Here is a 26,782-nt window from a genome sequence, read left to right on the forward strand (position 1 = left end):
CCGACGTGTACCCGACCGGAGGAAGCCGTGGCAGCTACGCCCAGGTTTCGTAAGAACGCAGTCGACGCCAACGCAGCCGGAGGAAGTGCCGGAGAACCGGGTCCAAAACACCCGGTCGACGAGACCCTTCCGCCCCTCAGGATGTTCACCAGCGGTCTGCAGCACGTGGCCGCGATGTACGCGGGTGTGGTGGCCCCGCCCATGATCGTGGGCCCCGCCGTGGGCCTCAGCGCCAAGGAGACCGCCTTCCTCATGGGGGCGAGCCTCTTCACCGCGGGGATAGCCACCCTGCTCCAGACCCTCGGCTTCTGGCGCATCGGCGCCCGCCTGCCGTTCGTCAACGGCGTCTCGTTCGCCGGGGTGACCCCGATGATCGCGATAGGCAAGGACCGCGGGCACGACGGCATCGCCGTCATCTTCGGCGCGATCATCGTCGCCGGCCTCCTCGGCTTCCTCCTCGCCCCGTACTTCTGCAAACTGGTGCGGTTCTTCCCACCCGTCGTCACCGGCACCGTCATCACCCTGATCGGCGTCTCGCTGCTGCCGGTCGCCTTCAACTGGGCGCAGGGCGGTACCGCGACCGCCGACGACTACGGCTCGATGACCAACATCACGATGGCCGCCGTCACCCTCGTCATCGTGCTGGCCCTGCGCAAACTGCTGCGGGGCTTCCTCCAGCAGATCGCCATCCTGCTCGGTCTGGTCATCGGCACCCTGATCGCGATCCCCGCCGGCATCACCGACTTCGGGGCCCTGGGCGACGCCGACCTGGTCGGCTTCCCGACGCCGTTCCACTTCGGCGCACCGCAGTTCGAGATCGCCGCCATCATCTCGATGTGCATCGTGATGCTGGTCTGCATGACCGAGTCCACCGCCGACATGCTGGCCCTCGGAAAGATCGTCGGCCGCCCTGCGGACGAGCGGACCATCGAGGGCGGACTGCGCGCGGATGCCCTGGGCAGCGCCGTCAGCCCCCTCTTCAACGGCTTCATGTGCAGCGCGTTCGCCCAGAACATCGGGCTGGTCGCCATGACGAAGGTGCGCAGCCGGTTCGTCGTCGCCGCCGGCGGAGTCATCCTGGTGCTGCTCGGCCTGGTCCCCGTCGCCGCGTCCGTGATCGCCCTCGTACCGCTCCCGGTCCTCGGCGGCGCGGGGATCGTGCTCTTCGGATCGGTCGCGGCGAGCGGCATCCAGACGCTGGCCACCGCGGCACTGGAGAAGGGCGAGAACGCCCTGATCGTCGCGGCCGCCGTCGGCGTCGGGCTCGTCCCGATCGCCGCGCCCGGCTTCTACCACGCCTTTCCCGAGGACCTGCTCGTCGTCCTGGACTCGGGCATCTCCACCGGCTGCGTGGTGGCGATCGTGCTGAACCTGGCCTTCAACCACTGGGGCAGAACGCCGGACGCCGAACCGGAGGCGGAAGCCGCGTACAGCGAACAGCCGAAGGACCCGATGGCCCTGCCCGTAGCCAACTGACGCACCGGTGCGCGTACGGGCCCTTCGCCGGGTCCCGTACGCGCACCCCGTGCGGCGGGGTCAGCCGATGTGGAAGCTGTCGCCGTAGACCTGCCAGTCCAGCGGCGGATCCAGATTCAGGTTGCCGTTCCGCAGGAACACCCGCTGGGCCGTGTCGACCCGGCTGGTGTCCGAGTGGGCCTCCTCCTGCTTCATCGCCCGGACCCGCGCGTCGAGGAACGCGTCGAGGTAGGCGACCTCGTCACCGCCCTGCGACGGAGGACCGGCCTGCTCCGACGCCATCTGCCGGATCGCCCCGAAGCTCGCGCTGTCGGTGCCGCCGCCGTGCATCACGATGGCGTCGTAGTACGCGAACTGGCCGAGCGTGCCGAGTCCGTCGGCCTTGCCCTGGCGCACCGCCGGGTCGAAGTAGACCCGGTCGCGCTCGTCGTCCTGGGCCTGCCGGAACGCGGGGTCCGACGCGGCCTCGGCCCAGTGGCCGGCGAACCCGGGGTCGAGCCCTTCGTGCGAATCGGTCCCGTCCACCTCGCGCAGGGCGGGCAGGTACGCCGCCAGGACGTTGCCCGGCACGCGCTTCGTGTACAGCTCCACCAGGTCGAGCATGTCCCCGGTGCCGGAGCAGAATCCGATGATGCCGGCGGTGTATCCGCGGCCGTCGCCGATGTCCTCGATGTAGTCGTACTGGGACGTCCAGTCCAGCGTGGAATTCTCCGCGCTGGAGACGAGGCGCATCGCGATGTCCTTCTTCGCGGGGTCGTCCAGGCCGGTCGCGGCTGCCTCCAGGTGTGCGGCCGGCGGCGTGGGGGCGCCGGCGAGGGCGAAGGCCGGGATCGCCGTGAACGTCAGCCCGAGGGCCAGCGCGGCGAGTCCGACGGTACGGGTGAACCGGGTGGTGCGACGTGAGGTGCTGATGTGGGGGTGGTGCACCGGACCTCCATCAGGAGTTCGTCGTTCCGATATTCTGTTAGGAAACTTTCCTACCAGGGGTCGGGGCGCACGGTAACCCCTCGTGCACGGATGCGTCCGGGCACCTCGGCCGGACAGGGCCGAGGGGCGGTGCCGACGGGGCGCCCGGCGCCTGTAGCGTTCGCGATATGGAAGATCAGTCTGTTGTGGACGTCGGCGAAGTGCGGCTGGCGTATCGGACCTGGGGCGATCCCTTCGGCTCGCCCGTCGTCCTCTTGCACGGTCTCGGCGCCTCGTCGCTGAGCTGGGAGGCGGTGGGCACCCTTCTCGGCGAGGAGTGGCGGGTGTACGCCGTGGATCTGCGCGGCCACGGCGAGAGCGACTGGCCCGACGAGTACGGCCTCGAACAGATGCGGGACGACATCCTGGAGTTCCTCGACGCCTGCGACCTCGACCGGGTCGGCCTCGTGGGCCATTCGACGGGCGGAGTGGTCGCCTATCTGCTCGCCGAGGAGCACGCGGACCGGGTGGAGCGCCTGGTGCTGGTCGAGACCCCGCCGCCGTTCCCGGGACAGCTGGTCGACGACGGTCGCCCCGCGGGACCGGTGGACTACGACGAGAACGCCCTGCCTGCCGTCCGGACGCAGATCGCCGAACCCGATCCCCGTTGGGAGGAGGAGCTGGGCCAGATCGTCGCTCCCACGCTGATGATCGCGGGCGGTCCGGAGAGCGGTATGCCGCAGGAGCGGCTGGCGGACATGGCGTCGCTCATCCCCGACTGCCGGCTGATCACCCTGGGCGGCGGCCACCAGGTGCACAAGAGGCACGCCGACCAGGTGGCCCAGCAGATCACCGAGTTCTTCACCAGCTGAGCGGCCCGAACATCTCCTCCGACGGACGCGGAGCGCGCCGCACGAGGCGTCACCGCTCTGTCACAGAAGGACGGCCGGCCGCAACCCTTCCTGTGCGCCACGGATCCAACGTGTGACCGCGACCCACCGTTGACCCGCACAGGGGAGCCGATCATGACCCACAGACGTTCCACGGCCGTTGCCGCCGCGTCGTTCCTGCTGCTGGGCGGTGCGGCTCTCACGCCCGCGGCCTTCGCGGGCACGCCCGGGGGGACGTACGCCCATGACCGCAACAGCGACTTCGACGGCGACGGCTACGACGACGTCCTGACCGGCGCTCCGGGCGGCACCGACGGCGGCAGGAAGGGGGCGGGGTACGTCACCGTCCAGTACGGCGCCGCGAGCGGGATGGGCACCGCCACCAGCGTGCCCCGGGTCCGCACCGCCGTCTTCGGCCAGGCGACCGCGGGCGTCCCGGGCTCGGCGGAGCCCGGTGACGGCTTCGGCACCGCGGTGGCCACGGGGGACCTCGACGCCGACGGTTACGACGACGCGGTCGTCGCCGCCCCGGGTGAGGACGAGGGTTCCGTGAGCGACGCCGGACGGGTGACGGTCCTTCACGGATCCCGGGACGGGCTGACCTCCGCCCGCAGCGTCTCCCTGGTGTCGGACGTGCCCGCGCCGGACGCCCGGTTCGGCCTGTCCGTCGCCGCCGCCCGGCTCTCCGGGGCCACCCCGGGTGACGTCCTGGCCGTGGCCGACCGCGGGGGCGTCTCCCTGTTCGCCCACGGTGCCGGGTCCCTGGGCGGGGCGGGCCGCCTCGACACCGCCGGTGTCCCCGGCCGTCACTCGATGCGGCCCGTCTCCCTGACCACCGGGAACTACGACGGCGACGGCTACGCGGACCTGCTCGTGTCCGGGAGCAGCCTGGAGGAGGACTACAGGCCGCGGTCCTTCCTGTACATGGGCGCCGCGGGCGGCCCGGCCTACACCTGCAGCCTCGCCGGGGGCTCCGCCACGGCTTCCGGTGACATCGACGGCGACGGCTACGACGACCTCGTCTACGGCAGGCCCGACAAGCCCGAGGACGAGAACGAACCGCTCACGGGCGGATCCGTCGGCGTGTACCTGGGCTCCGCGGACGGTATGGAACACGTGGACGAACTCGGCAGTCCCGTACAGGTGTGGACCCAGGACACCGCCGGGGTGCCGGGTACCGCCGAGCTCGGCGACGGATTCGGCGCCGATGTCTCCCTCGCCGACATCGACGGGGACGGCCACGCCGATCTGGCGGTGGGCGTGCCCGGCGAGGACGTCGGCACCGTGGCGGACGCGGGCGGGGTGCGGATCCTGCGCGGCTCGGCGACCGGACTGACCGCGGTGGGCGCGAAGTCCTTCGACCAGAGCGCGGCGGGTGTGCCCGGTACCGCGGAGGCCGGGGACCGCTGGGGCGGGCAGGTCCGGCTCGCCGACTCCGACGCCGACGGGCGCTCCGAACTGCTGGCCGCGGCGCCCGGTGAGAACACCGGTGACGGGGTGGTCTGGTGGCTCGCCGCCTCCACGGAGGGGACGGTGAGCACCGGATCGTGGTCGTACGGAGGAGGCTCGCTCGGCGCTTCCGGAACCGGTGCGCGCTTCGGTGCGTCGATCGACGAGTGATCCCGGCCTCCGGGTGATCACCGCGGGCACCCGCTGGACGTGACGTGACGGACGGTCGCCGCTGTCGTTGCTCCTGTCATGGATACGGACCTGGGTACCGGGGGCGCGGGAGACCGCGTCGTGGCTCTCCCGTCGGCGTTCTCGCACGAGCGTGGGCGTCCCGGCCGGGAGGGCCACGTCGGCGCCGGTCCGGACGCTCCGCTCTCCGCGCGCGAGGCGATCCCCACGGCCCCCTCCCGTCTGCCGTCGTTGACGGGACTGCGGTTCGTGGCCGCTCTGCTCGTCTTCGCCGGGCACGTCCTGTGGTTCACCCGACTCGTACCGGGCGAGATCGGGACAGCGCTCAAACTGGCCTTCTCCCTCGCCGGTCCCTACGGTGTCGGCTTCTTCTTCGTCCTGAGCGGATTCGTCCTGACCTGGACCGCGAGGCGGGAGGACACGGCTCGCTCGTTCTGGCGCCGCCGGCTGGCGAAGATCGGCCCCACCCATCTGGTCGCCTACGGCCTGGCCGCCCTCCTGTCGGCCGGTTCGGCCCGGCCCGCCTCCGCGGTCGACCGGCTGGCGTCACTGACGCTCCAGCAGGCGTGGTTCCCGAACCTGCGGACGGCCCTGGCCGTCAACGAGGTCGGGTGGTCGCTGTCCTGCGAGTTCTTCTTCTACCTGGTGTTCCCGGCCCTGTTGCCCCCTCTGCGCCGCCTGCCCGCCAGGTGGTTGTGGCCGGCGGCGGCAGTGGTGACCGTGCTGATCGCGGGTGCGTTCCTCGTCGCGCGGTTCCTGGTGCCCGACCAGCCACGGCTCACCCTCTTCTCGATGACCGCCCCCGTCTCGTTCGACCAGGTGTGGTTCGCGTACTTCTTCCCGCCGGTGCGCGCGCTCGAGTTCGTCCTGGGCATCCTCCTGGCCAGGATCGTCACCGCGGGCAGGTGGCCTCGGATCGGGCTGCTGCCCGCCCTGGCCATGGCCGCCGTCGGATATCCGCTCGGCCTGTGCGAGCCGTACCTGGCGGGCAGGGGCGGGCTGGCGTCCGTGTGCACCGCGCCCCTCATCGCCGCCGCCGCGGTCGCCGACCTGCGCGCCAGGCCTTCGGTGTTCCGCCTGCGGACGATGGTGTTCCTGGGGGAGATCTCCTTCGCGTTCTACATGGTCCACCTGACCGTCATCATGACGGCCGCTCACCTCATCGGGCCGGTCCGCACGTTCTCCCCGGTGACCGGCGTGGGCCTGGTCCTTGTCCTGTTCGCGGTCTCCCTGGGGTGCTCGCTGCTGCTCCACCGGTACGTGGAGACGCCTGTGACACGCCGCTTCGGACGGCACCGGCCCGGCTGAGGGCGGGCGGGGCGCTCAGCCGGTTCAGGACCCGGAACCATCACGGACATTGCGGAACGTTCCTATCCGGCCCCTTGTCGTAGCACCCACCCGCATGGCATACAGGTCTGGACCATTGCTGTCGGATGGAAGGCATCACCGTGCAACGCCCCCACGCTCGCACCGCGTCGGCCTGCTCCACCGCGCTGCTCCTCGCCGTGCTCACCGCCTGCGGTGGGTCCGCCGAGGCGGACACCAGGAACCCGACAGCCCCCGAGGGGGTGACCGCGCAGGCCGGCAGCTCCACCTCCGTCCACGTCATGTGGGAGCGGGCCACCGACAACGAGGGCATCACCGCCTACGACGTCTTCCGCGAGGGCCGGAAGGCGGCCACGGTGGGCGCGGCGAAACTGATGACCGACATCGACGGGCTGACGGCGTCCACGGCCCACACCTTCACCGTCAGGGCTCGCGACGCCGCCGGGAACCTCTCCGCCCCGAGCGCCGCCGCCCGCGTCACCACGCCCGCCGCTGCCCCCGCCGACGAGGAGGCGCCGACCGGACCGACGGAACTGCGGGGCGAGGCCGCCGACGGCCGGACGGTCACCCTGTCCTGGGGCGGCTCCACGGACGACGTGGGGGTGACCTCCTACGACGTCTACCAGGAGGACTCCAGGATCCACAGCGTCCCCGGCACCCAAACCACGGCCCGGCTCACCGGGCTGCGCCCCGGCACCGTCTACACCTTCACCGTCCGTGCCCGCGACGCCGCCGACCGGTCCTCACCGGACAGTGAACCGCTCGACCTCACCACTCCGTCCGCACCGGGCGCCCCCGACAGCACGGCCCCCACCGGGCTGCGGACGGAGACGACGGCCCGGGGTGCGGAATCCCTGGTCGACCTCTCCTGGGACCAGCCGGACACCGGCGGCACGGTCCCCGCGTACCAGCTGTTCCTGAACGGAAGACTGACGACCACGATCGTCTGGGGCGGCACACCGCCCGCCGGCCGCGCGACGTACCGGCTCACCCTGACCGACCCGCCCGGCACCCGCTACTCACTCAAGATCCGGCCCAAGCTCCCCGACGGCACGTGGGGCGACTTCTCGGCCCAGCGCACGGTGGTCCTCCCGGGGTGACGCCGGGCGCTCGTCCCCGACGGTGCCCACGCGCTAAGGTACCGGGCCCCGGCGGAGGAGGCGGTCGGCATGCCAGGAGCGCGGAATTCCCGGCGGGTGGTCACCCGGGGCCACGTCGTGCACGGTGCCTGCGGGTTCTTCCTGAAGCACGGCACCGTGGACATGGACAGGCTCGCCCAGGACCTCGCGGTCAGCAGGGCCACCCTCTACCGGGTGGTCGGCAGCCGGGACGGGCTCCTGGCCGACGTCCTGTGGGAGCTGGCGGACCACCTCCTGGGCAGGGCGCGCCGTCGGCGTACCCGTACGGGTGTGGACGGCGTCCTGGAGATCACCCGGTACTTCGTCACCGCCCTGCGCGCCTCCGCCCCCTTCAGCGACTTCCTGCGAGCCGAACCCGAGACGGCGCGGCGCCTGCTGACCGGCGGATGCGTGCACAGGCGGGCCGTCCACGCCCAGCGGAGCATCCTGCTGGAAGCGGGGGAGAGGGACCGGCTCTGGCCACGTTCCGGCATCGACGATCTGGCCTACCTCTATGTCCGGGTCGTCGAATCCGCCCTGTACGCCGAGCTGCTGAGCAGCAGGCAGCCCGACCTCGACCTGGCCGAGCGCACTGCCCGCGCCGTACTCCAGCAAACCCGCTGAACACCGCCGGACCGGATGTGAGACCGCTGTCTCACCCTCGGACCGGCGACTGGTGGACCCGTCGGCGCCGCCCGTAGTTTCCGACTCCGACGACGGCAACTCGGAGGACACGATGACCGGTTCCCTGCCGGCCCGGACGGGCCGGGCCACGCTGCTCGCTGTGTTTCTGTCCCTGGTCGGGACGCTCGCCGCCCTGACGGCCCCGGCCCAGGCGGCGCCCGCACCGCGCGCCGCGGTCAATCCCGTGATCTTCGTGCACGGCCAGGAGGGTTCGGCCCAGCAGTGGCAGTCCCAGGCGAAGCGGTTCTCCAGCAACGGTTACGGCGACGACCTGCTGTACGCCCACGAGTACGACACCTCCCGCGCCACCGACGACCACGCGATCGCCGGGCTCGAGGAACTGGTCGACACCGTACGGGCGCGGACCGGTGCGGCGAAGGTCGACATCCTGGCCCACTCGCGCGGCACGCGGGTGCTGCACGCCTACCTCTCCGTCCCGGAGCGCGCCGCCGAAGTCGCGAAGTACGTCAACCTGGACGGGCGTACGGCGGACGCGCAGCCCGGCGGGGTGCCCACCCTCGCGATCTGGAGCGGTCTCCAGCCGAACGGGTCGATCGGCGGAGCGGTCAACGTCCGTGAACCCCGGGCGGGACACACGGAGAGCGCCACCTCCGCCGAGAGCTTCGGCCACATCTACGCGTTCCTCCGCGGCAGGCCCCCGCTCACCACCCGGGTGCTGCCCGAACTGCCCACCTCGGTGGAGATCGCCGGCCGGGCGGTGCACTTCCCGCAGAACAAGGGGCTGGCGGGCCGGCTGGAGGTGTGGCGGCTCGACCCCGCCACCGGCGCCCGGGCCGGCCTTCTCCCGCAGCACGTCGTACGGGTCGGCGCGGACGGTGCCTTCGGCCCCCTCCCGGTGAGCGGACGCGGGCACTACGAGCTGGCGCTCGTCCGCCCCGGCGAGCGCACCAACCACTTCTACTTCGAACCGTTCGAGCGGAGCGACCACTTCGTGCGGCTGCTCGTCTCCCCGCCGGGCGGAGTCGCGGACTCCATCGACGCCTGCCCCGGACACACGGCGCTCACCGTCGTCCGTGCACGCGAGTGGAGAGCCGGAACGGCGGACGACGACCGCCTCCGCATCGGCGGGACCGATGTCCTCAACCCGGCGGTCTCGCCGCAACTACGCCAGATCCTCGGCCTGTTCGTGTTCGACAAGGGATGCGACGGAGTCAGCCACCTGGACGCGGCGCTGCCGCCCTTCGACCGGATCCCCTTCCTGACGGCCACCGACCTGCACCTCCCGGCGGACGCACAGGCCGGTGGAACCATCCCCGTCGTCCGGACGATGCGCGGGACCGGTGGCGTCGACGAAACCGTCGCGGTCCCGAACTGGCCCTCAGACCGGCACACCGTGTCGCTCCTGTTCAAGGACTACGTGGACATCCCGTCCGGCAGGTGAACGGGCGCCGCCCGCCCGAACGGAACGCTCCTCACGCGGCGAGCGGGGCGAGCGCGGCGGGTTCCCCGAGCTGTGCGGCCGCCGTGCGCCAGGCGGCCGTCACCGCTGTGCGGGCCTGCTCGGTCCGGGCGGCACCGTCCGCCGTCAGTTCGAGCGCCTCTCCCACGTGCACGTGCAGTGCCGGTCGGCGCAGCGGCGCCGTGAACAGGCCCGCGAGCTGCTTGGCCGTGCTCCCCGACGTGACCCGGCGGGCACCGGCCTGGCCGACCGGCACCACCGGGGCCCCGGTGCGCCGGACGAGCCGGGACAGGCCGCTGCGGAAGGCCTCGGGTGCCGCTTCCGCGGCGTCCGTCCGGTCCGGGATGCCGCCCTCGGCGTAGATCAGGACCAGGCGTCCGCGCCCGAGTGCCTCGGCGGCCTCGTCCAGGGCGTTCGCCGCGCGCCGGTCGCCGCGATGGACGGGGATGTGCCCTTCGCGGGTGAGGGCGCGGCCGAGCACCGGGACGCGCCACAGCCCGGCGGCCGCCATGACGACCGGACGGACCCCGAGACGGTGGAGCGCGGCGAGCACGATGGCCGGGTCGGCCAGCGAGGTGTGGTTGGCCACGAGGAGGCTGCCGGGGGCGAACGAGGCTCCCGCGTCGGTCGTGACCGTGAGGCGGCCGACGGCGGGCACCAGTACGTCGGCGAAGCGGCTGAGCATGTGCGGTCTCCTGAGGTCGACGGTGCTGAGCCCATCGTCGGCCGGGGGAGGGCGCGGAGCCTGAGTAGGCGCACTCATCTTCGGGGTGGGCGGTCCTGCCCGGCAACACGCTTGTCCTCGCCGGGTGATGAGTGACGGAGGCCCCCGTTAGGGTGTGCCGATGTCATCGATCAAGCAGTTCCAAGTCACCTTCGACTGCGCGGAACCCGCGCGCCTCGCCGGTTTCTGGTGCGAGGTGCTGGGGTACGTCGTACCGCCGGTCCCGGAGGGCTGGGCCACGTGGGAGGACCACCACCGCTCGCTGCCGCCCGAGGACCAGGTCGTCTACTTCGCGTGCAGTGATCCCTCGGGTGTGGGCCCGCGCCTGCTCTTCCAGCGCGTTCCCGAGGGGAAGACCGTCAAGAACCGGGTGCATCTGGACGTGCGGGCCGGCACCGGACTCGTGGGTGAGGAACGCCTCGCCACGCTGGAGGCCGAATGCGCCCGGCTGGTCGCGCTCGGTGCGGTGCACTTGCGGACGCTGCTCGCCGACGACGACAACGAGTCCTGCGTCCTGATGCAGGACATCGAGGGCAACGAGTTCTGCCTCGACTGAGCGTCCTGCACCCCCCCCGGAGCGGGTTCCCCGGGGACCGCGCAGCCCCCGGAGCCGACGGCCCCGGGGGCTACGCGTGGGGCGTGGACGGGTCAGCGCAGCTGCTCGTACGCGGGCAGCGTCAGGAAGTCGGCGTAGTCCTGGTCCAGTGAGACCTGGAGCAGCAGGTCGTGGGCCTGCTGCCACCTGCCGGACGCGAAGGCCTCGTCGCCGATCTCCGCGCGGATCGCGGCCAGTTCCTCGGCGGCGACCTCACGGGCCAGGTCCGCGGTGGCGTGTTCGCCGTTCTCGAAGACCACGTCCGCGTTGATCCACTGCCAGATCTGCGAGCGAGAGATCTCGGCGGTGGCGGCGTCCTCCATCAGGTTGAAGATGGCGACGGCGCCCATGCCGCGCAGCCACGCCTCGATGTAACGGATACCGACCGCGACGGCGTTGCGCAGGCCGTCGTAGGAGGGCTTCGCGTCCAGCGTGTCGATGGCGATCAGGTCGCCGGCCGCCACGGAGACGTCCTCGCGCAGGCGGTCCTTCTGGTTGGGCTTCGCGCCCAGGACCGCGTCGAAGGAGGCCATCGCGATCGGGACCAGGTCGGGGTGGGCGACCCAGGAGCCGTCGAAGCCGTCGTTCGCCTCGCGGTCCTTGTCGGCCTTGACCTTCTCGAAGGCGACCTTGTTCACCTCGGCGTCGCGCCGCGAGGGGATGAAGGCCGCCATGCCGCCGATGGCGTGCGCACCGCGCTTGTGGCAGGTGCGGACCAGGAGTTCGGTGTACGCCCGCATGAACGGGGCGGTCATCGTGACCAGGTTGCGGTCCGGCAGGACGAACTTCGAGCCGCCGTCGCGGAAGTTCTTGACGATGGAGAAGAGGTAGTCCCAGCGGCCGGCGTTCAGCCCGGACGCGTGGTCGCGGAGCTCGTAGAGGATCTCCTCCATCTCGTACGCGGCGGTGATCGTCTCGATCAGCACGGTCGCGCGGACCGTCCCCTGCGGGATGCCGACGTGGTCCTGGGCGAAGACGAAGATGTCGTTCCAGAGGCGGGCCTCCAGGTGCGACTCCGTCTTCGGCAGGTAGAAGTACGGGCCCTTGCCGAGGTCGATCAGGCGCTGCGCGTTGTGGAAGAAGTAGAGGCCGAAGTCGACCAGCGCACCGGGCACCGGGGAGCCGTCGAGCTGGAGGTGGCGCTCGTTCAGGTGCCAGCCGCGCGGGCGCGTGACGACGGTCGCGAGCTCGGCGGCGGGCTTCAGGGCGTAGGACTTGCCCGACCTGGGGTCGGTGAAGTCGATGTTCCGGGTGTAGGCGTCGATCAGGTTGAGCTGGCCGGTGATCACGTTCTCCCACGTGGGGGCGGACGCGTCCTCGAAGTCGGCGAGCCAGACCTTGGCGCCCGAGTTGAGGGCGTTGATGGTCATCTTGCGGTCGGTCGGACCGGTGATCTCCACCCGGCGGTCGTCCAGCGCGGCCGGGGCCGGGGCGACCTTCCAGGTGTCGTCCACGCGGACCGCTTCCGTCTCCGGCAGGAAGTCCAGCGTGGAGGTGCGGGCGATCTCGGCCCGGCGCTCGCCGCGGAGGGCGAGCAGCTCGTCACGCCGGGGTGTGAACCGCCGGTGCAGCTCGGCCACGAACGCGAGGGCCGCATCGGTCAGGACCTCGTCCTGCCTCGGCAGGGGCTCGGCATCGACGATGGCCAGCGGGGACGGCGCTGGTGCGGACATGAGCTGTCACTCCTTCAGCGGGTGGTACGGCGGTATTCCACGGCCGCCGGGTCGCCCGGTGCGGCACGGGGTGCCAGGGCTCCGAGGTACGGCCATGGCTACCACCGAGGACCGGAAGCGGAACCATGGGCTTCTGATCAGTGGATATTAGTTTCCTCATGGTGGAAGTTCAATGGTTTGTTGATATCGAGACTCTCCGGGTCGACAGATGCGCCGCCGTCGTGGCGCGGCGTGCCAGGTCCGATACGTTCCGTTCACTCCAGGAGCGTGAGGTCCTCCGCCGTGTCGATGTCGTACCCCTGAGCCACATCGGAGCACTCGACGAGCCCGATCGCATCGCGATGCGTCCGCAGGTACGCCCGCGCTCCCTGGTCGCCGACCGCTCCCGCCGCGACACCGGCCCACCGGTCGGCCCCGAACAGCACGGGATGCCCGCGCTCCCCGGCGTACGCGGCGGCCGCCAGGGACGCCCGGGAGAGGTACGCCGAGCGGACCCGCGCCACCGCTTCCGCCCCGATGCCGGGCTGGTCGACCAGGAGTACGAGGGCCGCGTCCGCGTCAGAACCAGCCAGGGAGGACAGGCCTGCCCGGAGCGAGGAGCCCATGCCCTCCTCCCACGACGGGTTCACGGTCACCACGCACCCAGAGAGGTCCGCCAGGGCCCGCACCCGCTCGGCCGCGGCGCCCAGCACGACATGGACGGGGCCGCACCCGCCGTCACGCAGCGCCCGCACCGCGTGCTCGACCAAGGGGCGACCGCGGTGCTCCAGCAGGGCCTTCGGCCTGCCGCCGAGACGGCGGCCGCCACCCGCGGCGAGCAGTACCCCGGCGATCACGGGGGTCCGTTGTGTGTGAGCCATACGCCCTGGATACCACCACCGCGCCCGTACCTGCAGCGGGGCCGTCACCCCCCGGAGGACGCTGATTCCTTGACGCACCATGGCGCACGCCGCCTCGGATGGCGTTAACTTGTCGCAGGCCTCAGGCACTTGGTCGATACACCGGCACCGGGGCGTGCGAGGGGGGGATTGCTTTGTTGCGAAGCGCGGGGCAGGAGCGGTTGACCGGGAGCGGCGAGGACCCGCGAGTGACAGGGCTGCGTACGGCGGTCTCCCGGCTCCGCCGCGAACTGGCCGTACTGCCCGTCGAGTTCCCCGACCGGGGCATCGCCGAGGACGAGCTGGCCGCGCTGGACGCCATGGCGGTCGGCGGGAGGCCGGAGATACCTCGCCTGCGCCGCTCACTGCTCCTGGTCGCGGGGGCGATCGGCTCGGTCAGCGCACTGGCCCCGGGGCTCCGGGACGTACGCGTCGCCGTCGACCTCTTCGGGGAGCCGCCCCGCCGCCGCCCCTGACGTCAGCGGCGGATCAGACGGCGCGCCGTCGCCGCGGCCACCGCCGATGTGCGTGAATCCACGCCCAGCTTGGCGTAGATGTGCACCAGGTGGGACTTCACCGTCGCCTGGCTCAGGAAGAGCCTCTTGCTGATCCGCTGGTTCGACAGGCCCTCCCCGACCAGCTGGAGCACCTCCAGCTCACGCTTGGTCAGGGCCTGGGCCGGCGTCCGCATCCGGTCCATCAGCCGGTGGGCGACCGCGGGAGCGAGCGCCGAGCGGCCGGACGCCGCCGTGCGCACGGCGGCGGCCAGTTCCTCCGGCGGGGCGTCTTTCAGCAGATAGCCGCCGGCGCCCGCCTCGACGGCGGCCAGGATGTCGGCGTCCGAGTCGTACGTCGTGAGGATCAGCACGCGGGGCCCGCCCGTGGCGGCGGTGATCGCGGCGGTGGCCTCGGCCCCGTGCATGCCCGAGCCGAACTGCAGGTCCATCAGCACCACGTCGCACATGCCGGTCGCCGCCAGGGCGACGGCCCGTTCGGCGGTGGAGGCCTCGGCGACGACCCGGAAGTCCGGCTCGGTGTCCAGGACCGCGCGCAGCCCGGCGCGGACCACGGGGTGGTCGTCGGCGAGCAGCAGCCTGATCGGATCGGTCACGCCGCCCGCCCCTCTCCGGCTGCCGCGGCCTCCGGGCCCTGCCCGTCGGCGGCCGGGAGCGGCAGGGTGACGGCGACCGCCGCCCCCTGGCCAGGCCCCGACTCCACACTCAGCGTCCCACCCAGGGACCGGGCCCGCGTACGCATCGCCGGCAGGCCGAACCCGCCGCTGCCGCTGGTCGCCGGTTCGGCAGCCGTGTCGAATCCGCGGCCGTCGTCCACCACGTCCAGGGACACCGAGGTCTCCATGAAGCTGAGGGTGATCTCAGCCCGGCGCGCGCCCGAGTGCCGCACCGTGTTGGCCAGCGCCGACTGCGCGGTACGCAGCAGGGCCACTTCGTACGGGGTGGGCAGAGCGACCGGCCTGCCGCTGACCGCGAACTGCACCGTGAGGTCCGGGCCCGACGTACGGGAGGAGAGGCGGGACAGGGCAGCCGCCAGGGAGCCCCGCTGCAGGTCCGGCGGGGTCAGCGCGCGGACGAAGCGGCGGGCCTCGGCCAGATTCTCCTGTGCCGCCTCACGGGCCCGCCGGACGTGGGCCGTCGCGGGCGCGTCCTCGGGGAGCGAACGTTCGGCGGCCCGCAGCAGGAGCTGGATGCTGGACAGCCCCTGGGCGAGGGTGTCGTGGATCTCCCTGGCCAGCCGTTCCCGCTCGGCCAGGGTGCCCGCGGCGCGCTCCGCCTCGGCGAGCTCCGCCCGCGTGGAGACCAGCTCGTCGATCAGCTCGCGGCGCCGCTCGCTCTCCCGGAACAGGGCGTCGTAGCCGAGTACGGTCGCCACGGCCACCGCCGCACCGAGCAGCGGACCGATGAAGGTGCCCGGCGAGACCTCCTGCCCGTGCAGGAGGAAGCTCGCGATCGCAGCCCCGGCCGTGATCGCGACGGCGGGCAGGCCCCACCTCACGGGCAGCAGGTGCAGCTGCAGGAAGTAGAGCGGGAAGGCCACCCACAGGGCGTCGGGGGACAGGGCGAGCATGCCCAGCCACACCGCCCCCAGCGCGGCGAGCCAGACGGCCGCGGCCCGGGTGCGAGGCCGGACGACGGGGGCGAGCGCGCCCGCCGCGTACAGCGCGGCCATCGCCCCCGCGAGCAGGACGACGGCCGTCGCGTGCCGGGTGCCGTCGCCGGTGGTGCGCAGCGCGGCGAGTACCAGCAGCCCCACGAGCAGCGCGTGCAGACAGAGCCGCAGCGCGGTGGTGACGGGGGTGTGTGCTCCTGCGTTCATGGTCGTTCCAGCGTAGACGCGCGGAGCGCCGGACCGGTCAATCGAAAGGTTGAGGTGGGCCCCGTCCGGCGCGCGATGTCTTCGGGTGTCCGGAGCGCGAGCCTGGAGGCATGTTCGTCGCATGGAGAGATCTACGGTTCGCCAGGGGCAGATTCGCCCTCATGGGCACGGTCGTCGTGCTGATCACTTTGCTCGTGGGGCTGCTGTCCGGCCTGACCGCGGGACTGGGCAGGGAGAACACCTCGGCCGTCACGGGGCTGGACGCCGACCACATCGCCTTCGCCGCACCACCGGACGGCGAGGCGGTGTCCTTCGCCGGTTCGGTCGTCGAGGAGAGCGCCTGGCGGGCCTGGGCAGGACGCCCGGGGGTGACCGCCGCCGAGCCGCTGGGTATCCGGACACTGAACGCATCCGCCGGTGACGGTGCGCGCACGGCCTCGGCGGCCGTGTCGGTGTTCGGCGTCGAACCGGACGGCGCGCTCGCACCGGCCGGCGTGGCGGACGGCCGGCTCGTGCTCTCCGAACAGGCGGCCGAGGACCTCGGTGCCGGTGTCGGGGACACGCTCGGACTCGGTGACGGCTCCCGTTCCACCGTCGCGGCGGTCGCGGGCGACGCCTCGTACAGTCACACGCCGGTGGTGTGGACCTCGCTCGGTGACTGGCAGCGCGTCAGCGGCACCGGGAAGCAGGCCACCGTGATCGCGCTGACCACGACCGGAGGTGCGGATCTCGCCGCCGGTGACGAGACGGCGGGCACCAGCACGTCGACCCTCGACGACTCCCTCACGGCGATCGGCTCCTACCAGGCCGAGAACGGCTCGCTCCAGCTGATGCGCGGCTTCCTCTTCGCCATCTCGGCGCTCGTCATCGGTGCCTTCTTCACCGTGTGGACCATCCAGCGCAGCGGTGACATCGCCGTGCTCAAGGCGCTGGGCGCCTCCACCCCGTATCTGCTGAAGGACGCGCTCGGACAGGCCGTGGTGATGCTCGGCGCCGGTACGGGTCTGGGCACCGCGCTGGCCGCGGGCATCGGCGCCCTGGTCGGCGGGGAAGGCGGCGCCGTGCCCTTCGTGCTCGACGCGTCGACCGTTCTCGTACCGGCCGTCGTCATGATCGTCCTCGGCGTGCTCGGGGCCGCCCTTTCCATCCGGCGCATCACCGCCGTCGACCCCCTCACCGCACTCGGGAGCGCCCGATGACCCTGACCCTCACCGATGTCACCCTCACCTACCCCGACGGCGACTCCCGTCTCACCGCTCTCGACCGGGTCTCCCTGGACACACCGGCCGGAACGCTCACCGCAGTGGTCGGACCGTCCGGCTCGGGCAAGTCCAGCCTCCTCGCGGTGGCGGCCACACTCGTCACCCCGGACAGCGGACGTGTCGTCGTGGCCGGTACGGACACCGCCGGGCTCAGCCGCGCCGACAAGGCCGCCCTGCGCCGTGACCGCATCGGGATCGTCTTCCAGCAGCCCCATCTGCTGCCGTCGCTCACGGCCGCGGAGCAGCTCCAGGTGATGGCCCATCTGTCGCGCGGCTCGGTGCGCGCGGCCCGCGTACGGGCGCTGGAGCTCCTGGACTCGGTCGGCCTGGCCGACGAGGCGCACCGCAGACCGCACCAGCTGTCCGGCGGTCAGCGCCAGCGGATCAACATCGCCCGGGCCCTGATGAACGAACCGTCGGTGCTGCTCGTCGACGAGCCGACCAGCGCCCTCGACCACGAGCGCGGCGCGGCGGTCCTCGACCTGCTGCTCCGCCTCACCCGGGAACGCGCGACGGCCACGGTCATGGTGACCCACGACCGGGCCCACCTGGACCGGGTGGGCAAGACGGTGAGCATGGCGGACGGGCGCCTGTCGGAGCCCGCCCCGGCCCTCACACCCTCGCGGTCCCGCAGGGTGTGAGGGCCGGGTCAGCCCGCCGAGCCGCCGTTGCTCGCCAGCGCCTCGGACAGCTCCTTCGCGATCTGCTGCAGGATCGGCACGATCCGCTCGGTCGCCGCCTCCGTCACCCGGCCCGCGGGCCCGGAGATGGAGATGGCGGCCGAGGTGGGGGAGTCCGGCACCGACACCGCGAGGCAACGGACCCCGATCTCCTGCTCGTTGTCGTCCACCGCGTAGCCGGCCCTCCGCACCAGTTCGAGTGCGTCGAGGAAGCCGTCCGGCGTGGTGATCGTCTTCTCGGTGGCGGCCGGCATGCCCGTGCGGGCCAGCAGGGCCCGTACCTCGTCCGCCGGCGTGTGCGCGAGGAGGGCCTTGCCGACCCCGGTGGAGTGGGGGAGCACCCGGCGGCCGACCTCGGTGAACATCCGCATCGAGTGCTTCGACGGCACCTGGGCGACGTAGACGATCTCGTCCCCGTCGAGCAGTGCCATGTTCGCCGTCTCGCCCGTCTCCTCGACCAGCCGCTGGAGATAGGGCCGCGCCCAGGTGCCCAGCAGCCGGGACGCGGACTCGCCGAGGCGGATCAGACGCGGGCCCAGCGCGTAACGTCGGTTGGGCTGCTGGCGTACGTAACCGCACACGACCAGGGTGCGCATCAGCCGGTGGATCGTCGGGAGGGGCAGTCCACTGCTCGCGGAGAGCTCGCTGAGCCCGACCTCACCCCCGGCATCCGCCATGCGCTCCAGCAGATCGAAGGCGCGCTCGAGGGACTGCACACCGCCACTGGGACCGGTGGGTTTGGAGTCGGAAGTGCTGGCGTGGGACGGCGGCACGTCAACGGTCCTTTCGAAGCGGAGGCAAGGCAGCAGCCTACCGGCTGTTCCCGATGGGCCCACTGCTCCCGGTGCGGCGTCCTTGCCGGTCAGGGCCTGTTTTGTCCTGGTGTCGGCGGTCCGGGCCGGGTGGGGCCCGCAGCGCGGGGGTGCCGCTCCTGGCCCATCCTACGTTCCGCCTGTCGAAATTGAACTTTTACTTCGTGGAAATATCCAAACGATGCGATGTGGGCGCGGCCGGCGTGCCGCACGGTGCGGTGAGGTCTTGACGGGGGTGCGCCCCCAAGTGAAGACTCCTTCAACAAAACGTTGAATCTGCGTGAGGAGCACAGGTGCCCGGTGTGGACATGAAGCTGGTACTCCGCTCGACGCGCGTCGTCACCCCCGAGGGGACCCGCGCCGCGTCGGTCCTCGTCGACGGCGGCACGATCGAGGCCGTCCTGCCGTACGACGCGGACGCGCCCGACGGTGCCCGCGTCGCGGACCTCGGTGCGGACGTGCTGCTGCCGGGACTCGTCGACACGCACGTCCACGTGAACGACCCCGGCCGCACCGAGTGGGAGGGCTTCTGGACCGCCACCCGAGCCGCCGCCGCGGGCGGCATCACGACCCTGCTGGACATGCCGCTCAACTCCCTCCCGCCGACCACCACGGTCGAGCACCTGCGCGTCAAGCAGGGGGTGGCCGCGCCCAAGGCACACATCGACACCGGCTTCTGGGGCGGCGCGATCCCCTCCAACGCGAAGGACCTGCGTCCGCTCCACGAGGCCGGCGTCTTCGGCTTCAAGTGCTTCCTCTCGCCCTCGGGTGTCGAGGAGTTCCCCGAGCTGGACCAGGGGCAGCTGGCCCGTTCCATGGCCGAGATCGCGGGCTTCGGCGGACTGCTGATCGTGCACGCCGAGGATCCGCACCACCTGGCGGAGGCGCCGCAGAGGGGCGGTGAGAAGTACGCCGACTTCCTGGCCTCCCGCCCCCGCGACGCGGAGAACACCGCGATCGAGGGACTCATCGCCCACGCCGAGCGGCTGAACGCCCGCGTCCACGTCCTGCACCTCTCCTCCGGCGACGCCCTGCCGCTCATCGCCGAGGCCAGGCGCAGGGGCGTGCGCGTCACCGTGGAGTCGTGCCCGCACTTCCTCACCCTGACGGCCGAGGAGGTGCCGGACGGGGCGACGGAGTTCAAGTGCTGCCCGCCCATCCGGGAGGCCGCCAACCAGGACGCGCTCTGGGCCGGGCTCGCCGACGGCACGATCGACTGTGTCGTCTCCGACCACTCGCCCTGCACCACCGACCTCAAGACCTCGGACTTCGCCTCCGCGTGGGGCGGGATCTCCTCGCTGCAGCTCGGCCTGCCGGCCATCTGGACCGAGGCGCGCCGACGCGGTCACACCCTCGACGACGTCGCCCGCTGGATGTCCGCCGCCCCGGCGGAGCTCGCCGGACTCGCCCGCAAGGGCGCCATCGAGGCCGGACGGGACGCGGACTTCGCGGTCCTCGCCCCCGACGAGACGTTCACCGTCGACCCGGCCGGACTCTTCCATCGCAACCAGGTCACCGCCTACGCGGGCAGGACGCTGCACGGCGTGGTCAGGTCCACCTGGCTGCGCGGCACGCGGATCGCGGCCGACGGTGTACTCGCCGAACCCACCGGCCGTCTCCTCGAGAGGAGCCGCTGAGGGAGGGGCCGGTCGGTGTGCCGGTTCCTGACCGGCTTGTGGTGATATGCGACCCTGGGCGCTACGTCACCGCATCGGCCGGTCACCGCATCGGCCGGTCACCGCACCGATCAGGAGTCGCCATGATCTTCATCGCCGTCAAGTTCACCGTGCGTACCGCCGAGCGGGACAACTGGCTCCCGGCTCTCGAGGACTTCACCCTCGCCGTCCGTCAGGAGCCGGGCAACCTCTTCTTCGACTGGTCCTACAGCGTGGAGAACCCGGACCAGTTCGTCCTGCTCGAGGGGTACGCCTCGCAGGAGGCGGGCGTGGCGCATGTGAACTCCGAGCACTTCAAGGCGGCGATCGACACCATGTCGGAGCTGGTCAGCGAGATCCCGGAGATCATCAACTTCGAGGTGCCCGGCGACGACTGGTCCCGGATGGCGGAGGTCACCCCGCGCAACCGGTGACCGTCGTCCCCCTGTCGGGCGGTGGCCGTCGCTCTCAGAACTCCTCGTGGGTCTCGGGATCCCCGCCGAAGCGGTGCGGCGGCCGGGCCCCGATGCGGTCCAGCTCCTGCTGTGTCAGCTCGAAGCCGAACAGGTCGAGGTTCTCCCGCTGCCGCCCGGGATCGGCGGACTTGGGGATCGGCACCGCCCCCAGCTGGGTGTGCCACCGCAGGACGACCTGGCCCGGCGACACACCGTGGGCCTCTGCGGCGGCGACCACCTCGGGGGCTTCGAGGACCTGACGCCCCCGGGCCAGCGGACTCCAGCTCTCCGTCACGATGCCCTTCGCGGCGTGCACCGCGCGCAGCTCCTCCTGCGGGAGCAGCGGATGCATCTCGATCTGGTTCACCACGGGCACCACACCGGTCTCCCGCTCCAGCCGGTCCAGATGTTCCGCGGTGAAGTTGGAGACGCCGACGGCACGTACGAGGCCGTCCTCGCGGAGCTTGATCATCGCCTTCCAGGTGTCCACGTACTTGTCCACCCGGGGCAGCGGCCAGTGGATGAGATACAGGTCGACGTACTCCAGGCCCAGTTTGCTCCGGGACTCCTCGAAGGAGGCCAGCGTCTCCTCGTAGCCGTGGTGGCGGCCGGGCACCTTGGTGGTGACGAAGACGTCCTGCCGCGGCACGCCGGAGCGGACGATGCCGCGCCCGGTGCCGGTCTCGTTCCCGTAGTTCAGGGCGGTGTCGACGAGGCGGTAGCCGAGCCGCAGCGCACCGGCGACGGCCTCCTCGGCCGCGTCGTCGTCCAGCGGCCAGGTCCCGAGGCCCACCGCGGGGATGGTGCTGCCGTCGTGGAGGTTGCGGACCGGGGGCGGTGTCTGGCTCATGGTCTCCCATTTCGTTCGCGGACCGTCCCCGCCAGCGTAGGACGGTACGCGGGACGGGGCGCGGGACGCTCAGCAGAATGCGTCGTGCCGGTCGCCGGCCTCCAGGTGGCGGATTTCGCCGGGCGTACCGATGAGTTCCGGCCGAAAGTGGGGTCGGAACAAGTGGAAGCACACGGGCTGCCGGAACCCGGGGCAGCGGCACGGAGGAGGAGAGGACCATGGCGAAGCTGACACTCACCACGTTCGTGTCCCTCGACGGGGTGATGCAGGCGCCCGGGGGCACCCAGGAGGACACCAGCGGCGGCTTCGCGTGCGGCGGCTGGCAGGTGCCCTTCTTCGCCGACGAGGACATGGGGACGTTCATCGACGAGGTCTTCGACCGGTCGGGCGCCTATCTCCTCGGGCGGCGTACGTACGACATCTTCGCGGGGTACTGGCCCAGGGTCACCGACCCGCAGGACCTGATCGCCGCACGGCTGAACACCCTGCCCAAGCACGTCGTCTCCACCACCCTGACCGACCCGGCCTGGGAGAACACGACGGTGGTCTCGGGTGACGTGCCGGCCGAGGTCGCCCGGCTCAAGGAACGGACGGCGGAGGGCGAGCTCCAGATCCACGGCAGCGGCACCCTGGCCCGGTCCCTCATGGCGCACGACCTCGTCGACGAGATCAACCTGCTCGTCCACCCGGTCTACCTCGGCAGCGGCAGGCGGCTCTTCGCGGAGGGCGGGCAGCCGAAGGCGTTCGAGCTGCTCGGTGCCCGGACGACCGCGAGCGGCATCGCTATCCACACCTACCGGCCGGCGGGCCGGGCGCGGTTCGGGGACTTCGACGCGCCGGGATCCTGACGCGAGGGCCGCTGCCCGCCGCTCAGGGAGCGACCGGCAGCGGGGAAGGGTCGGTGGCGACGCGCTGCAGTCGTCCCAGGATGGCCCGCGCCGCCTTGGTGTAGCCGGGGTTGTTGCTGTGCAGGACGGACTCGGCGTTGGCCAGCTCCATGAACGCGATGAGCTCGAAGGCCAGTTGCGAGACGTCCGTGTCCGGGACGAGCTCACCCCGCACCCTGGCTTCCTCCAGGGTCTCCTCCACGAAGGTGACCCAGCCGGTCTGGGTGGCTGCCAGCGCGTCGTGCACCTTGCCCTCCCGGGAGTCGAACTCGGCGATCGTGGCGTAGAAGAAGCAGCCGCCGCTGAACACCCGGCGCTGCGAGTAGGAGAGCCAGCTCTCGCACATCCGCCAGACGCGCCCCAGACCGGGCGGCGCAGCCCTCGTCGGAGTCAGCACGTGCTCGACGAAGACGGCCACGGCGGCGCGCACGGTGGCGAGTTGCAGCTCCTCCTTGGAGCCGAAGAGGGCGAACACGCCGCTCTTGCTCAGCTTCAGCTCCATGGCGAGCCTGCCGAGCGACAGCCCCTCCAGTCCTTCGGTCGAGGCGACGTGGACCGCGCGCCCCAGCACCAGCTGTCTGGTCTGGTTCCCCCGCTCGACCCGTCCGTCCAGCCGCGCTCCACCCATGTGCCAACTCCGTGTGTCCGAGCGTCCCAAGACCGACATTCTAGGAGGAGCCGACAGCGGCGGGAGACCGCTTCGACCGGGTGTGACCCCTGCGAACAGGTGGCCGAGCCACCCTGAGGACACGGATTCACGAAGGGGGCAGCCGTTCGGTACGGTGATCCCTCCCCGTGTGAGCCGGTGAGGTCTCCACATCGTTCCCGTTGTGGAGAACCAGGAGAACCAGGTGTCCTCTGCCGTCCTGCCCGCCCTCACCCCGTCCCGCCGCGCGTGGGTCACCGACCTTCCGCTCCTGCTCGTCGCCGCCGTCTGGGGCGCCAGCTACCTCGCGGCCAAGGGCATCACCACCACACACACCGTGATCGCCGTCCTCGTGCTCCGCTTCGCGATCGTGGTGCCCGCCCTGACCGTCGCCGGATGGCGCGGCCTGCGGGCGCTGACCGGTGCGCAGTGGCGTGGCGCGGGCCTGCTGGGACTCGTACTCAGCGGGATCTTCCTGCTCGAGACCTACGGAGTCGTGCACACCTCGGCGACCAACGCGGGGCTCATCATCAGCCTGACGATGATCTTCACCCCGCTGGCCGAGGCGGCCGTGACCCGGGTCCGGCCCCCGACCGCCTTCCTCGCGGCGGCGGGCCTCTCCGTCGCCGGTGTGGTGCTGCTGACCCAGGGAGGCGGTTTCACCAGCCCCTCCACGGGCGACTTCCTGATGCTGCTCGCGGCCCTCGCCCGTACGGTGCACGTCCTGGCGATGGCGCGCATCAAGGCGGTCCAGGACGCCGACTCGCTCTCCCTCACGACGGTGCAACTCGGCAGTGCCGTCGCGGTCTTCGCCGTACTGGCCGCCGTCCCCGGGACCGGGCCGGCGCCCTGGACGGTGGCGGCGGACTTCGGCGCCGGGGAGTGGGCGGGACTCCTCTTCCTGTCCGTGTTCTGCACGCTGTTCGCGTTCTTCGTGCAGATGTGGTCGGTGCGCCGCACCTCGCCGTCCCGCGTCAGCCTGCTGCTCGGCACCGAGCCGCTCTGGGCCGCAGCCGTCGGCATCGCCATCGGCGGCGAGCACCTCGGCACGCTCGGCGTGCTGGGTGCCGTGCTCGTGCTGGCGGGCACGGCGTGGGGACGGCGGAGTGCCGACGGCACTTCCTGACGGGGCCCGCGTCGACCCTGTCCGGACCGCCCTGTCGGTCCACCACGCGGGTCTCCTTCATGAGAACGAGGACGGGGACGCGAGGCGACGCCTAGGCTGAGGTGATCAGACGGGACTCAGACCGGATGAGGGGCGGGACGATGACAGTGGTCGATCTGCGCGGGGCCCGGGACTTCAGCGCGAATCCGTATCCGCACTACGCGAAACTGCGTGCCGAGGGGCCGGCGCACGCCGTGCGCACCGACGACATCGAGCGGGTCTGGCTGATCGTGGGTTACGAGGAGGCCCGGGCGGCCCTCGCGGACCAGAGGTTCAGCAAGGACTGGCGGACGGCGGAGCGCTTCTCCGCGACGAGCAACCCGATCAACGCCAACATGCTGGAGACGGACGCTCCGCACCACACCCGTCTGCGCAAACTCGTCGCCCGGGAATTCACCGCCCGGCGGATCGAGGCCCTGCGCCCGCGCGTCGAGCGGATCACCGAGGACCTCCTCGACGCGATGGTGCCCGCCGGGAGTGCCGACCTCGTCGACGCGCTCGCCTTCCCGCTGCCGATGACCGTGATCTGCGAGCTCCTGGGCGTCCCCGACATCGACCGGGACGCCTTCCGCCTGTTGTCCAACGCCGTCGTCACGCCCGTCTCGCCGGAGAAGGGGGGCGAGGCGGTCGACGCCATGGGCGCCTACCTCGTCGAACTGATCGAGGGCAAGCGGCGCGCCCCCGGCGACGACCTGATGAGCGCGCTGATCGAGGCACGCGACGACGAGGGCGACCGGCTGACGCCGGACGAACTGATCGGCATGGCCTTCCTGCTCCTGGTGGCGGGGCACGAGACCACCGTTAACCTGATCTCCAACGGCGTACGGGCCCTGCTGGACCATCCGGAGCAACTGGCCCTGCTCCGTGCCGAACCGGAGCTGATCGACGGGGCCGTCGAGGAGATGCTCCGCTACGACGGGCCCGTCCAGACGGCGACGTTCCGCTTCACCCGGGAGCCGGTCCAGGTCGGCCCGGTCGTCATACCGGAGGGCGAGGCGGTGCTGGTGGCCCTGGGCTCGGGCGACCGGGACGCGGGGCGCTATCCGGATCCCGACACCTTCGACATCCGGCGTGCGGCGCAGGGGCACCTGGCCTTCGGCCACGGCATCCACTTCTGCCTGGGCGCGCCGCTGGCCCGGATGGAGGGCCGCATCGCGATCCGCGCGCTGCTGGAGCGCTGCCCCGGCCTCGTGCGGGACCCGGACGGCGAGGAGCCCGACTGGCTGCCAGGGATGCTGCTCCGCGGAGTCCGCCGTCTTCCGGTGCGCTGGTGAGGCGAGATGCCGTCCTCCGGAGCCCGCGGTCCTGACCGGCGGACTCTCCATCCAGTACGTGCGGCCCGCGAGCGGCCGCACCTTTGTCGCCCGTGCGGCGGTGGTCCACTCCGGCCGCAGGCAGGCCGTCGTGCGCTGTGATCTGTTCACCGCGGACGGCGCAGAGGCCGAAACGCTGTGCGCGGTGGCCCAGGGGACCGCTCTCTCCGCCCGGCAGACCTGAAGGGAACCTCGTTGACCACGGAAGCCCTGCTCGATCTCGGAGCGCTCGGCGACGACTTCATCCGCGACCCGTATCCGGTCTACGCCGGGTTACGCGCCCGCGGCCCGGTGCACCGGGTCCGCATCCCGGAGGGCGCGGAGGCCTGGCTCGTCGTCGGGTACGAGGCGGGGAAGGCTCTCCTCGCCGACCAGCGGCTCACCAAGGACTGGGAGCGGGCGTCACCCACCCTGGGTGTGAAGAAGGTGTCCGTGGGGACGTCGATGCTGGGCTCGGACGCCCCGGCCCACACCCGGCTGCGCAGGCTCGTGGCCAAGGAGTTCACCGCACGCCGGATGGAACGGCTCGCGCCGCGCGTCCAGGAGATGACGGACACCCTGCTCGACGCCATGCTGGCCGGGCCGGGCCGGAGCGCCGACCTCGTCGAGGCGCTGTCCTTCCCCCTGCCGATGGCCGTCATCTGCGAACTCCTGGGTGTGCCGTCCCTGGACCGGCAGGCCTTTCGTGCGTGGTCCAACACGGCCGTGTCGTCCCTCGACGCCGAGGAGCGCGGCCGGGCCACCGCCGCCATGAAGACGTATCTGGGGGACCTGATCGCCGAGAGGCGTGCGGCACCCGGGGACGACCTGATGAGCGCGTTGATCCACACGGCGGACGACGACGGCGACCGGCTCTCCGCCGCGGAACTCGTCGGCATGGCCTGGCTGCTGCTCGTCGCCGGGCACGAGACCACGGTCAACCTCATCTCCAACGGAGTCCTGTCACTACTGAACCACCCGGACCAACTCGCCCTCCTGCGAGCCGACTTCGGTCTGATCGACAACGCGGTCGAGGAGACACTCCGTTACGAGGGGCCCCTCGAGACCCCCACGTACCGCTTCACCACCGAGCCGCTGGATGTCGGGGGCACGGTGATCCCCGGCGGCGGCGAGCTCGTCCTGGTCGCGATGGCCGACTGCGACCGCGACCCGGCACGCTTCCCGGACGCCGACCGCTTCGACATCACCCGGGACGCCCGCGGGCACGTCGCCTTCGGCCACGGCATCCACCACTGCCTGGGGGCGCCCCTGGCCCGCATCGAGGCCCGCATCGCGCTCCGGTCGCTCCTGGAGCGCTGCCCGCGGCTGCGGCTGGACGCCGACCCGGGCGCTCTCTCCTGGCGTACGGGCATGCTGCTCCGGGGACCGCTGTCGCTGCCGGTGGCCTGGTAGGGG

Annotated in this window: 26 protein-coding genes and 1 pseudogene; 18 read left to right on the forward strand and 9 right to left on the reverse strand. The window is 71.8% G+C overall.

Going from position 1 to position 26,782, the window contains the following annotated elements:
• Positions 1–27: 27 nt before the first annotated feature.
• Positions 28–1,476: a nucleobase:cation symporter-2 family protein gene (locus tag ABT001_RS12490; RefSeq protein WP_351275868.1), complete on the forward strand. Its 1,449-nt coding sequence runs from the start codon at positions 28–30 to the stop codon at positions 1,474–1,476.
• Between the two features lie 60 nt (positions 1,477–1,536).
• On the opposite strand, the gene ABT001_RS12495 is transcribed toward ABT001_RS12490, so the two are convergent.
• Complete coding sequence (locus tag ABT001_RS12495; protein ID WP_351275870.1) at positions 1,537–2,403, reverse strand: chitosanase; 867 nt, start codon at positions 2,401–2,403, stop codon at positions 1,537–1,539.
• Between the two features lie 167 nt (positions 2,404–2,570).
• Here ABT001_RS12495 and ABT001_RS12500 point away from each other — a divergent pair, with 167 nt between their 5' ends.
• The 6 genes from ABT001_RS12500 to ABT001_RS12525 all read left to right on the forward strand — a co-directional run bounded on the left by ABT001_RS12500 (position 2,571) and on the right by ABT001_RS12525 (position 9,440).
• The gene (locus ABT001_RS12500; protein ID WP_351275872.1) at positions 2,571–3,254 is read left to right on the forward strand and encodes an alpha/beta fold hydrolase; all 684 of its coding nucleotides are present in this window, start codon (positions 2,571–2,573) and stop codon (positions 3,252–3,254) included.
• A 153-nt stretch (positions 3,255–3,407) separates the two neighbouring features.
• Complete coding sequence (locus ABT001_RS12505) at positions 3,408–4,892, forward strand: FG-GAP repeat protein (protein ID WP_351275874.1); 1,485 nt, start codon at positions 3,408–3,410, stop codon at positions 4,890–4,892.
• Positions 4,893–4,970: 78 nt separating this feature from the next.
• A complete protein-coding gene (locus ABT001_RS12510; protein WP_351275876.1) occupies positions 4,971–6,218 on the forward strand; it encodes an acyltransferase family protein in 1,248 nt (415 codons plus the stop codon).
• A 125-nt stretch (positions 6,219–6,343) separates the two neighbouring features.
• Positions 6,344–7,336, forward strand: a complete 993-nt coding sequence (locus ABT001_RS12515) for a fibronectin type III domain-containing protein (protein ID WP_351275878.1) — start codon at positions 6,344–6,346, stop codon at positions 7,334–7,336.
• A 69-nt stretch (positions 7,337–7,405) separates the two neighbouring features.
• Positions 7,406–7,978, forward strand: coding sequence for a TetR/AcrR family transcriptional regulator (locus ABT001_RS12520; protein WP_351275880.1), 573 nt, complete (start codon positions 7,406–7,408; stop codon positions 7,976–7,978).
• Positions 7,979–8,090: 112 nt separating this feature from the next.
• A complete protein-coding gene (locus ABT001_RS12525; protein WP_351275882.1) occupies positions 8,091–9,440 on the forward strand; it encodes a hypothetical protein in 1,350 nt (449 codons plus the stop codon).
• 31 nt (positions 9,441–9,471) lie between these two features.
• Here the strand turns inward: ABT001_RS12525 and ABT001_RS12530 are convergent, their stop codons facing one another.
• Complete coding sequence (locus ABT001_RS12530; RefSeq protein ID WP_351275884.1) at positions 9,472–10,143, reverse strand: lysophospholipid acyltransferase family protein; 672 nt, start codon at positions 10,141–10,143, stop codon at positions 9,472–9,474.
• Between the two features lie 160 nt (positions 10,144–10,303).
• Between ABT001_RS12530 and ABT001_RS12535 the strand changes: the two genes are divergently transcribed.
• Entirely contained in the window at positions 10,304–10,738 is a 435-nt protein-coding gene (locus ABT001_RS12535) for a VOC family protein (protein WP_351275886.1), read from the forward strand.
• 92 nt (positions 10,739–10,830) lie between these two features.
• On the opposite strand, the gene aceB is transcribed toward ABT001_RS12535, so the two are convergent.
• Together aceB and ABT001_RS12545 are read right to left on the reverse strand one after the other, a co-directional pair.
• On the reverse strand, positions 10,831–12,450 hold the full coding sequence (gene aceB / locus ABT001_RS12540) for a malate synthase A (protein ID WP_351275888.1): 1,620 nt from the start codon (positions 12,448–12,450) through the stop codon (positions 10,831–10,833).
• Between the two features lie 254 nt (positions 12,451–12,704).
• Positions 12,705–13,310, reverse strand: coding sequence for a nucleotidyltransferase family protein (locus ABT001_RS12545; RefSeq protein WP_351275890.1), 606 nt, complete (start codon positions 13,308–13,310; stop codon positions 12,705–12,707).
• Positions 13,311–13,483: 173 nt separating this feature from the next.
• Here ABT001_RS12545 and ABT001_RS12550 point away from each other — a divergent pair, with 173 nt between their 5' ends.
• Positions 13,484–13,804: a DUF5955 family protein gene (locus ABT001_RS12550; protein ID WP_351275892.1), complete on the forward strand. Its 321-nt coding sequence runs from the start codon at positions 13,484–13,486 to the stop codon at positions 13,802–13,804.
• Positions 13,805–13,806: 2 nt separating this feature from the next.
• On the opposite strand, the gene ABT001_RS12555 is transcribed toward ABT001_RS12550, so the two are convergent.
• Together ABT001_RS12555 and ABT001_RS12560 are read right to left on the reverse strand one after the other, a co-directional pair.
• Positions 13,807–14,439: a response regulator gene (locus ABT001_RS12555; RefSeq protein WP_351275894.1), complete on the reverse strand. Its 633-nt coding sequence runs from the start codon at positions 14,437–14,439 to the stop codon at positions 13,807–13,809.
• On the reverse strand, positions 14,436–15,662 hold the full coding sequence (locus ABT001_RS12560; RefSeq protein ID WP_351275896.1) for a sensor histidine kinase: 1,227 nt from the start codon (positions 15,660–15,662) through the stop codon (positions 14,436–14,438). The genes ABT001_RS12555 and ABT001_RS12560 overlap by 4 nt, the downstream gene beginning before the upstream one ends.
• Positions 15,663–15,772: 110 nt before the next feature.
• Here ABT001_RS12560 and ABT001_RS12565 point away from each other — a divergent pair, with 110 nt between their 5' ends.
• Positions 15,773–16,861, forward strand: coding sequence for an ABC transporter permease (locus tag ABT001_RS12565; RefSeq protein WP_351275898.1), 1,089 nt, complete (start codon positions 15,773–15,775; stop codon positions 16,859–16,861).
• Complete coding sequence (locus ABT001_RS12570) at positions 16,858–17,565, forward strand: ABC transporter ATP-binding protein (RefSeq protein ID WP_351275900.1); 708 nt, start codon at positions 16,858–16,860, stop codon at positions 17,563–17,565. The genes ABT001_RS12565 and ABT001_RS12570 overlap by 4 nt, the downstream gene beginning before the upstream one ends.
• An 8-nt stretch (positions 17,566–17,573) precedes the next feature.
• Here ABT001_RS12570 and ABT001_RS12575 read toward each other — a convergent pair whose 3' ends face one another.
• The gene (locus ABT001_RS12575; RefSeq protein WP_351275902.1) at positions 17,574–18,377 is read right to left on the reverse strand and encodes an IclR family transcriptional regulator; all 804 of its coding nucleotides are present in this window, start codon (positions 18,375–18,377) and stop codon (positions 17,574–17,576) included.
• Between the two features lie 347 nt (positions 18,378–18,724).
• On the opposite strand from ABT001_RS12575, the gene allB reads away from it, so the two are divergent.
• Together allB and ABT001_RS12585 are read left to right on the forward strand one after the other, a co-directional pair.
• A complete protein-coding gene (gene allB / locus ABT001_RS12580) occupies positions 18,725–20,053 on the forward strand; it encodes an allantoinase AllB (RefSeq protein ID WP_502967460.1) in 1,329 nt (442 codons plus the stop codon).
• A gap of 122 nt (positions 20,054–20,175) precedes the next feature.
• Complete coding sequence (locus tag ABT001_RS12585) at positions 20,176–20,505, forward strand: putative quinol monooxygenase (RefSeq protein ID WP_351275906.1); 330 nt, start codon at positions 20,176–20,178, stop codon at positions 20,503–20,505.
• Positions 20,506–20,539: 34 nt separating this feature from the next.
• On the opposite strand, the gene ABT001_RS12590 is transcribed toward ABT001_RS12585, so the two are convergent.
• Positions 20,540–21,376, reverse strand: a complete 837-nt coding sequence (locus ABT001_RS12590) for an aldo/keto reductase (RefSeq protein ID WP_351275908.1) — start codon at positions 21,374–21,376, stop codon at positions 20,540–20,542.
• A gap of 218 nt (positions 21,377–21,594) precedes the next feature.
• On the opposite strand from ABT001_RS12590, the gene ABT001_RS12595 reads away from it, so the two are divergent.
• A complete protein-coding gene (locus ABT001_RS12595; protein WP_351275910.1) occupies positions 21,595–22,224 on the forward strand; it encodes a dihydrofolate reductase family protein in 630 nt (209 codons plus the stop codon).
• A 22-nt stretch (positions 22,225–22,246) separates the two neighbouring features.
• On the opposite strand, the gene ABT001_RS12600 is transcribed toward ABT001_RS12595, so the two are convergent.
• Positions 22,247–22,891, reverse strand: coding sequence for a TetR/AcrR family transcriptional regulator (locus ABT001_RS12600; RefSeq protein ID WP_351275912.1), 645 nt, complete (start codon positions 22,889–22,891; stop codon positions 22,247–22,249).
• Between the two features lie 223 nt (positions 22,892–23,114).
• On the opposite strand from ABT001_RS12600, the gene ABT001_RS12605 reads away from it, so the two are divergent.
• From ABT001_RS12605 to ABT001_RS12620, 4 genes and pseudogenes are all read left to right on the forward strand, one after another.
• Positions 23,115–24,035, forward strand: coding sequence for a DMT family transporter (locus ABT001_RS12605; protein ID WP_351275914.1), 921 nt, complete (start codon positions 23,115–23,117; stop codon positions 24,033–24,035).
• A gap of 140 nt (positions 24,036–24,175) precedes the next feature.
• Positions 24,176–25,348, forward strand: coding sequence for a cytochrome P450 family protein (locus tag ABT001_RS12610; protein WP_351275916.1), 1,173 nt, complete (start codon positions 24,176–24,178; stop codon positions 25,346–25,348).
• A gap of 22 nt (positions 25,349–25,370) precedes the next feature.
• Positions 25,371–25,571 (forward strand): annotated as a pseudogene (locus ABT001_RS12615) (PaaI family thioesterase); the annotation flags it as partial.
• 11 nt (positions 25,572–25,582) lie between these two features.
• On the forward strand, positions 25,583–26,779 hold the full coding sequence (locus ABT001_RS12620) for a cytochrome P450 family protein (protein ID WP_351275918.1): 1,197 nt from the start codon (positions 25,583–25,585) through the stop codon (positions 26,777–26,779).
• The last annotated feature ends 3 nt before the right edge of the window (positions 26,780–26,782 follow it).

Origin of the sequence: Streptomyces sp. NPDC002793, from assembly GCF_040295485.1 — a bacterium.
Classification (GTDB): Bacteria; Actinomycetota; Actinomycetes; order Streptomycetales; family Streptomycetaceae; genus Streptomyces.

Coding starts and splice junctions, on each gene's coding strand:
- ABT001_RS12500 (WP_351275872.1), top strand. CDS start 2,571: ATGGAAGATCAGTCTGTTGTGGACGTCGGCGAAGTGCGGCTGGCGTAT.
- ABT001_RS12505 (WP_351275874.1), top strand. CDS start 3,408: ATGACCCACAGACGTTCCACGGCCGTTGCCGCCGCGTCGTTCCTGCTG.
- ABT001_RS12510 (WP_351275876.1), top strand. CDS start 4,971: ATGGATACGGACCTGGGTACCGGGGGCGCGGGAGACCGCGTCGTGGCT.
- ABT001_RS12515 (WP_351275878.1), top strand. CDS start 6,344: ATGGAAGGCATCACCGTGCAACGCCCCCACGCTCGCACCGCGTCGGCC.
- ABT001_RS12520 (WP_351275880.1), top strand. CDS start 7,406: ATGCCAGGAGCGCGGAATTCCCGGCGGGTGGTCACCCGGGGCCACGTC.
- ABT001_RS12525 (WP_351275882.1), top strand. CDS start 8,091: ATGACCGGTTCCCTGCCGGCCCGGACGGGCCGGGCCACGCTGCTCGCT.
- ABT001_RS12530 (WP_351275884.1), bottom strand. CDS start 10,143: ATGCTCAGCCGCTTCGCCGACGTACTGGTGCCCGCCGTCGGCCGCCTC.
- ABT001_RS12535 (WP_351275886.1), top strand. CDS start 10,304: ATGTCATCGATCAAGCAGTTCCAAGTCACCTTCGACTGCGCGGAACCC.
- aceB (WP_351275888.1), bottom strand. CDS start 12,450: ATGTCCGCACCAGCGCCGTCCCCGCTGGCCATCGTCGATGCCGAGCCC.
- ABT001_RS12545 (WP_351275890.1), bottom strand. CDS start 13,310: ATGGCTCACACACAACGGACCCCCGTGATCGCCGGGGTACTGCTCGCC.
- ABT001_RS12560 (WP_351275896.1), bottom strand. CDS start 15,662: ATGAACGCAGGAGCACACACCCCCGTCACCACCGCGCTGCGGCTCTGT.
- ABT001_RS12565 (WP_351275898.1), top strand. CDS start 15,773: ATGTTCGTCGCATGGAGAGATCTACGGTTCGCCAGGGGCAGATTCGCC.
- ABT001_RS12570 (WP_351275900.1), top strand. CDS start 16,858: ATGACCCTGACCCTCACCGATGTCACCCTCACCTACCCCGACGGCGAC.
- allB (WP_502967460.1), top strand. CDS start 18,725: ATGAAGCTGGTACTCCGCTCGACGCGCGTCGTCACCCCCGAGGGGACC.
- ABT001_RS12585 (WP_351275906.1), top strand. CDS start 20,176: ATGATCTTCATCGCCGTCAAGTTCACCGTGCGTACCGCCGAGCGGGAC.
- ABT001_RS12590 (WP_351275908.1), bottom strand. CDS start 21,376: ATGAGCCAGACACCGCCCCCGGTCCGCAACCTCCACGACGGCAGCACC.
- ABT001_RS12595 (WP_351275910.1), top strand. CDS start 21,595: ATGGCGAAGCTGACACTCACCACGTTCGTGTCCCTCGACGGGGTGATG.
- ABT001_RS12600 (WP_351275912.1), bottom strand. CDS start 22,891: ATGGGTGGAGCGCGGCTGGACGGACGGGTCGAGCGGGGGAACCAGACC.
- ABT001_RS12610 (WP_351275916.1), top strand. CDS start 24,176: ATGACAGTGGTCGATCTGCGCGGGGCCCGGGACTTCAGCGCGAATCCG.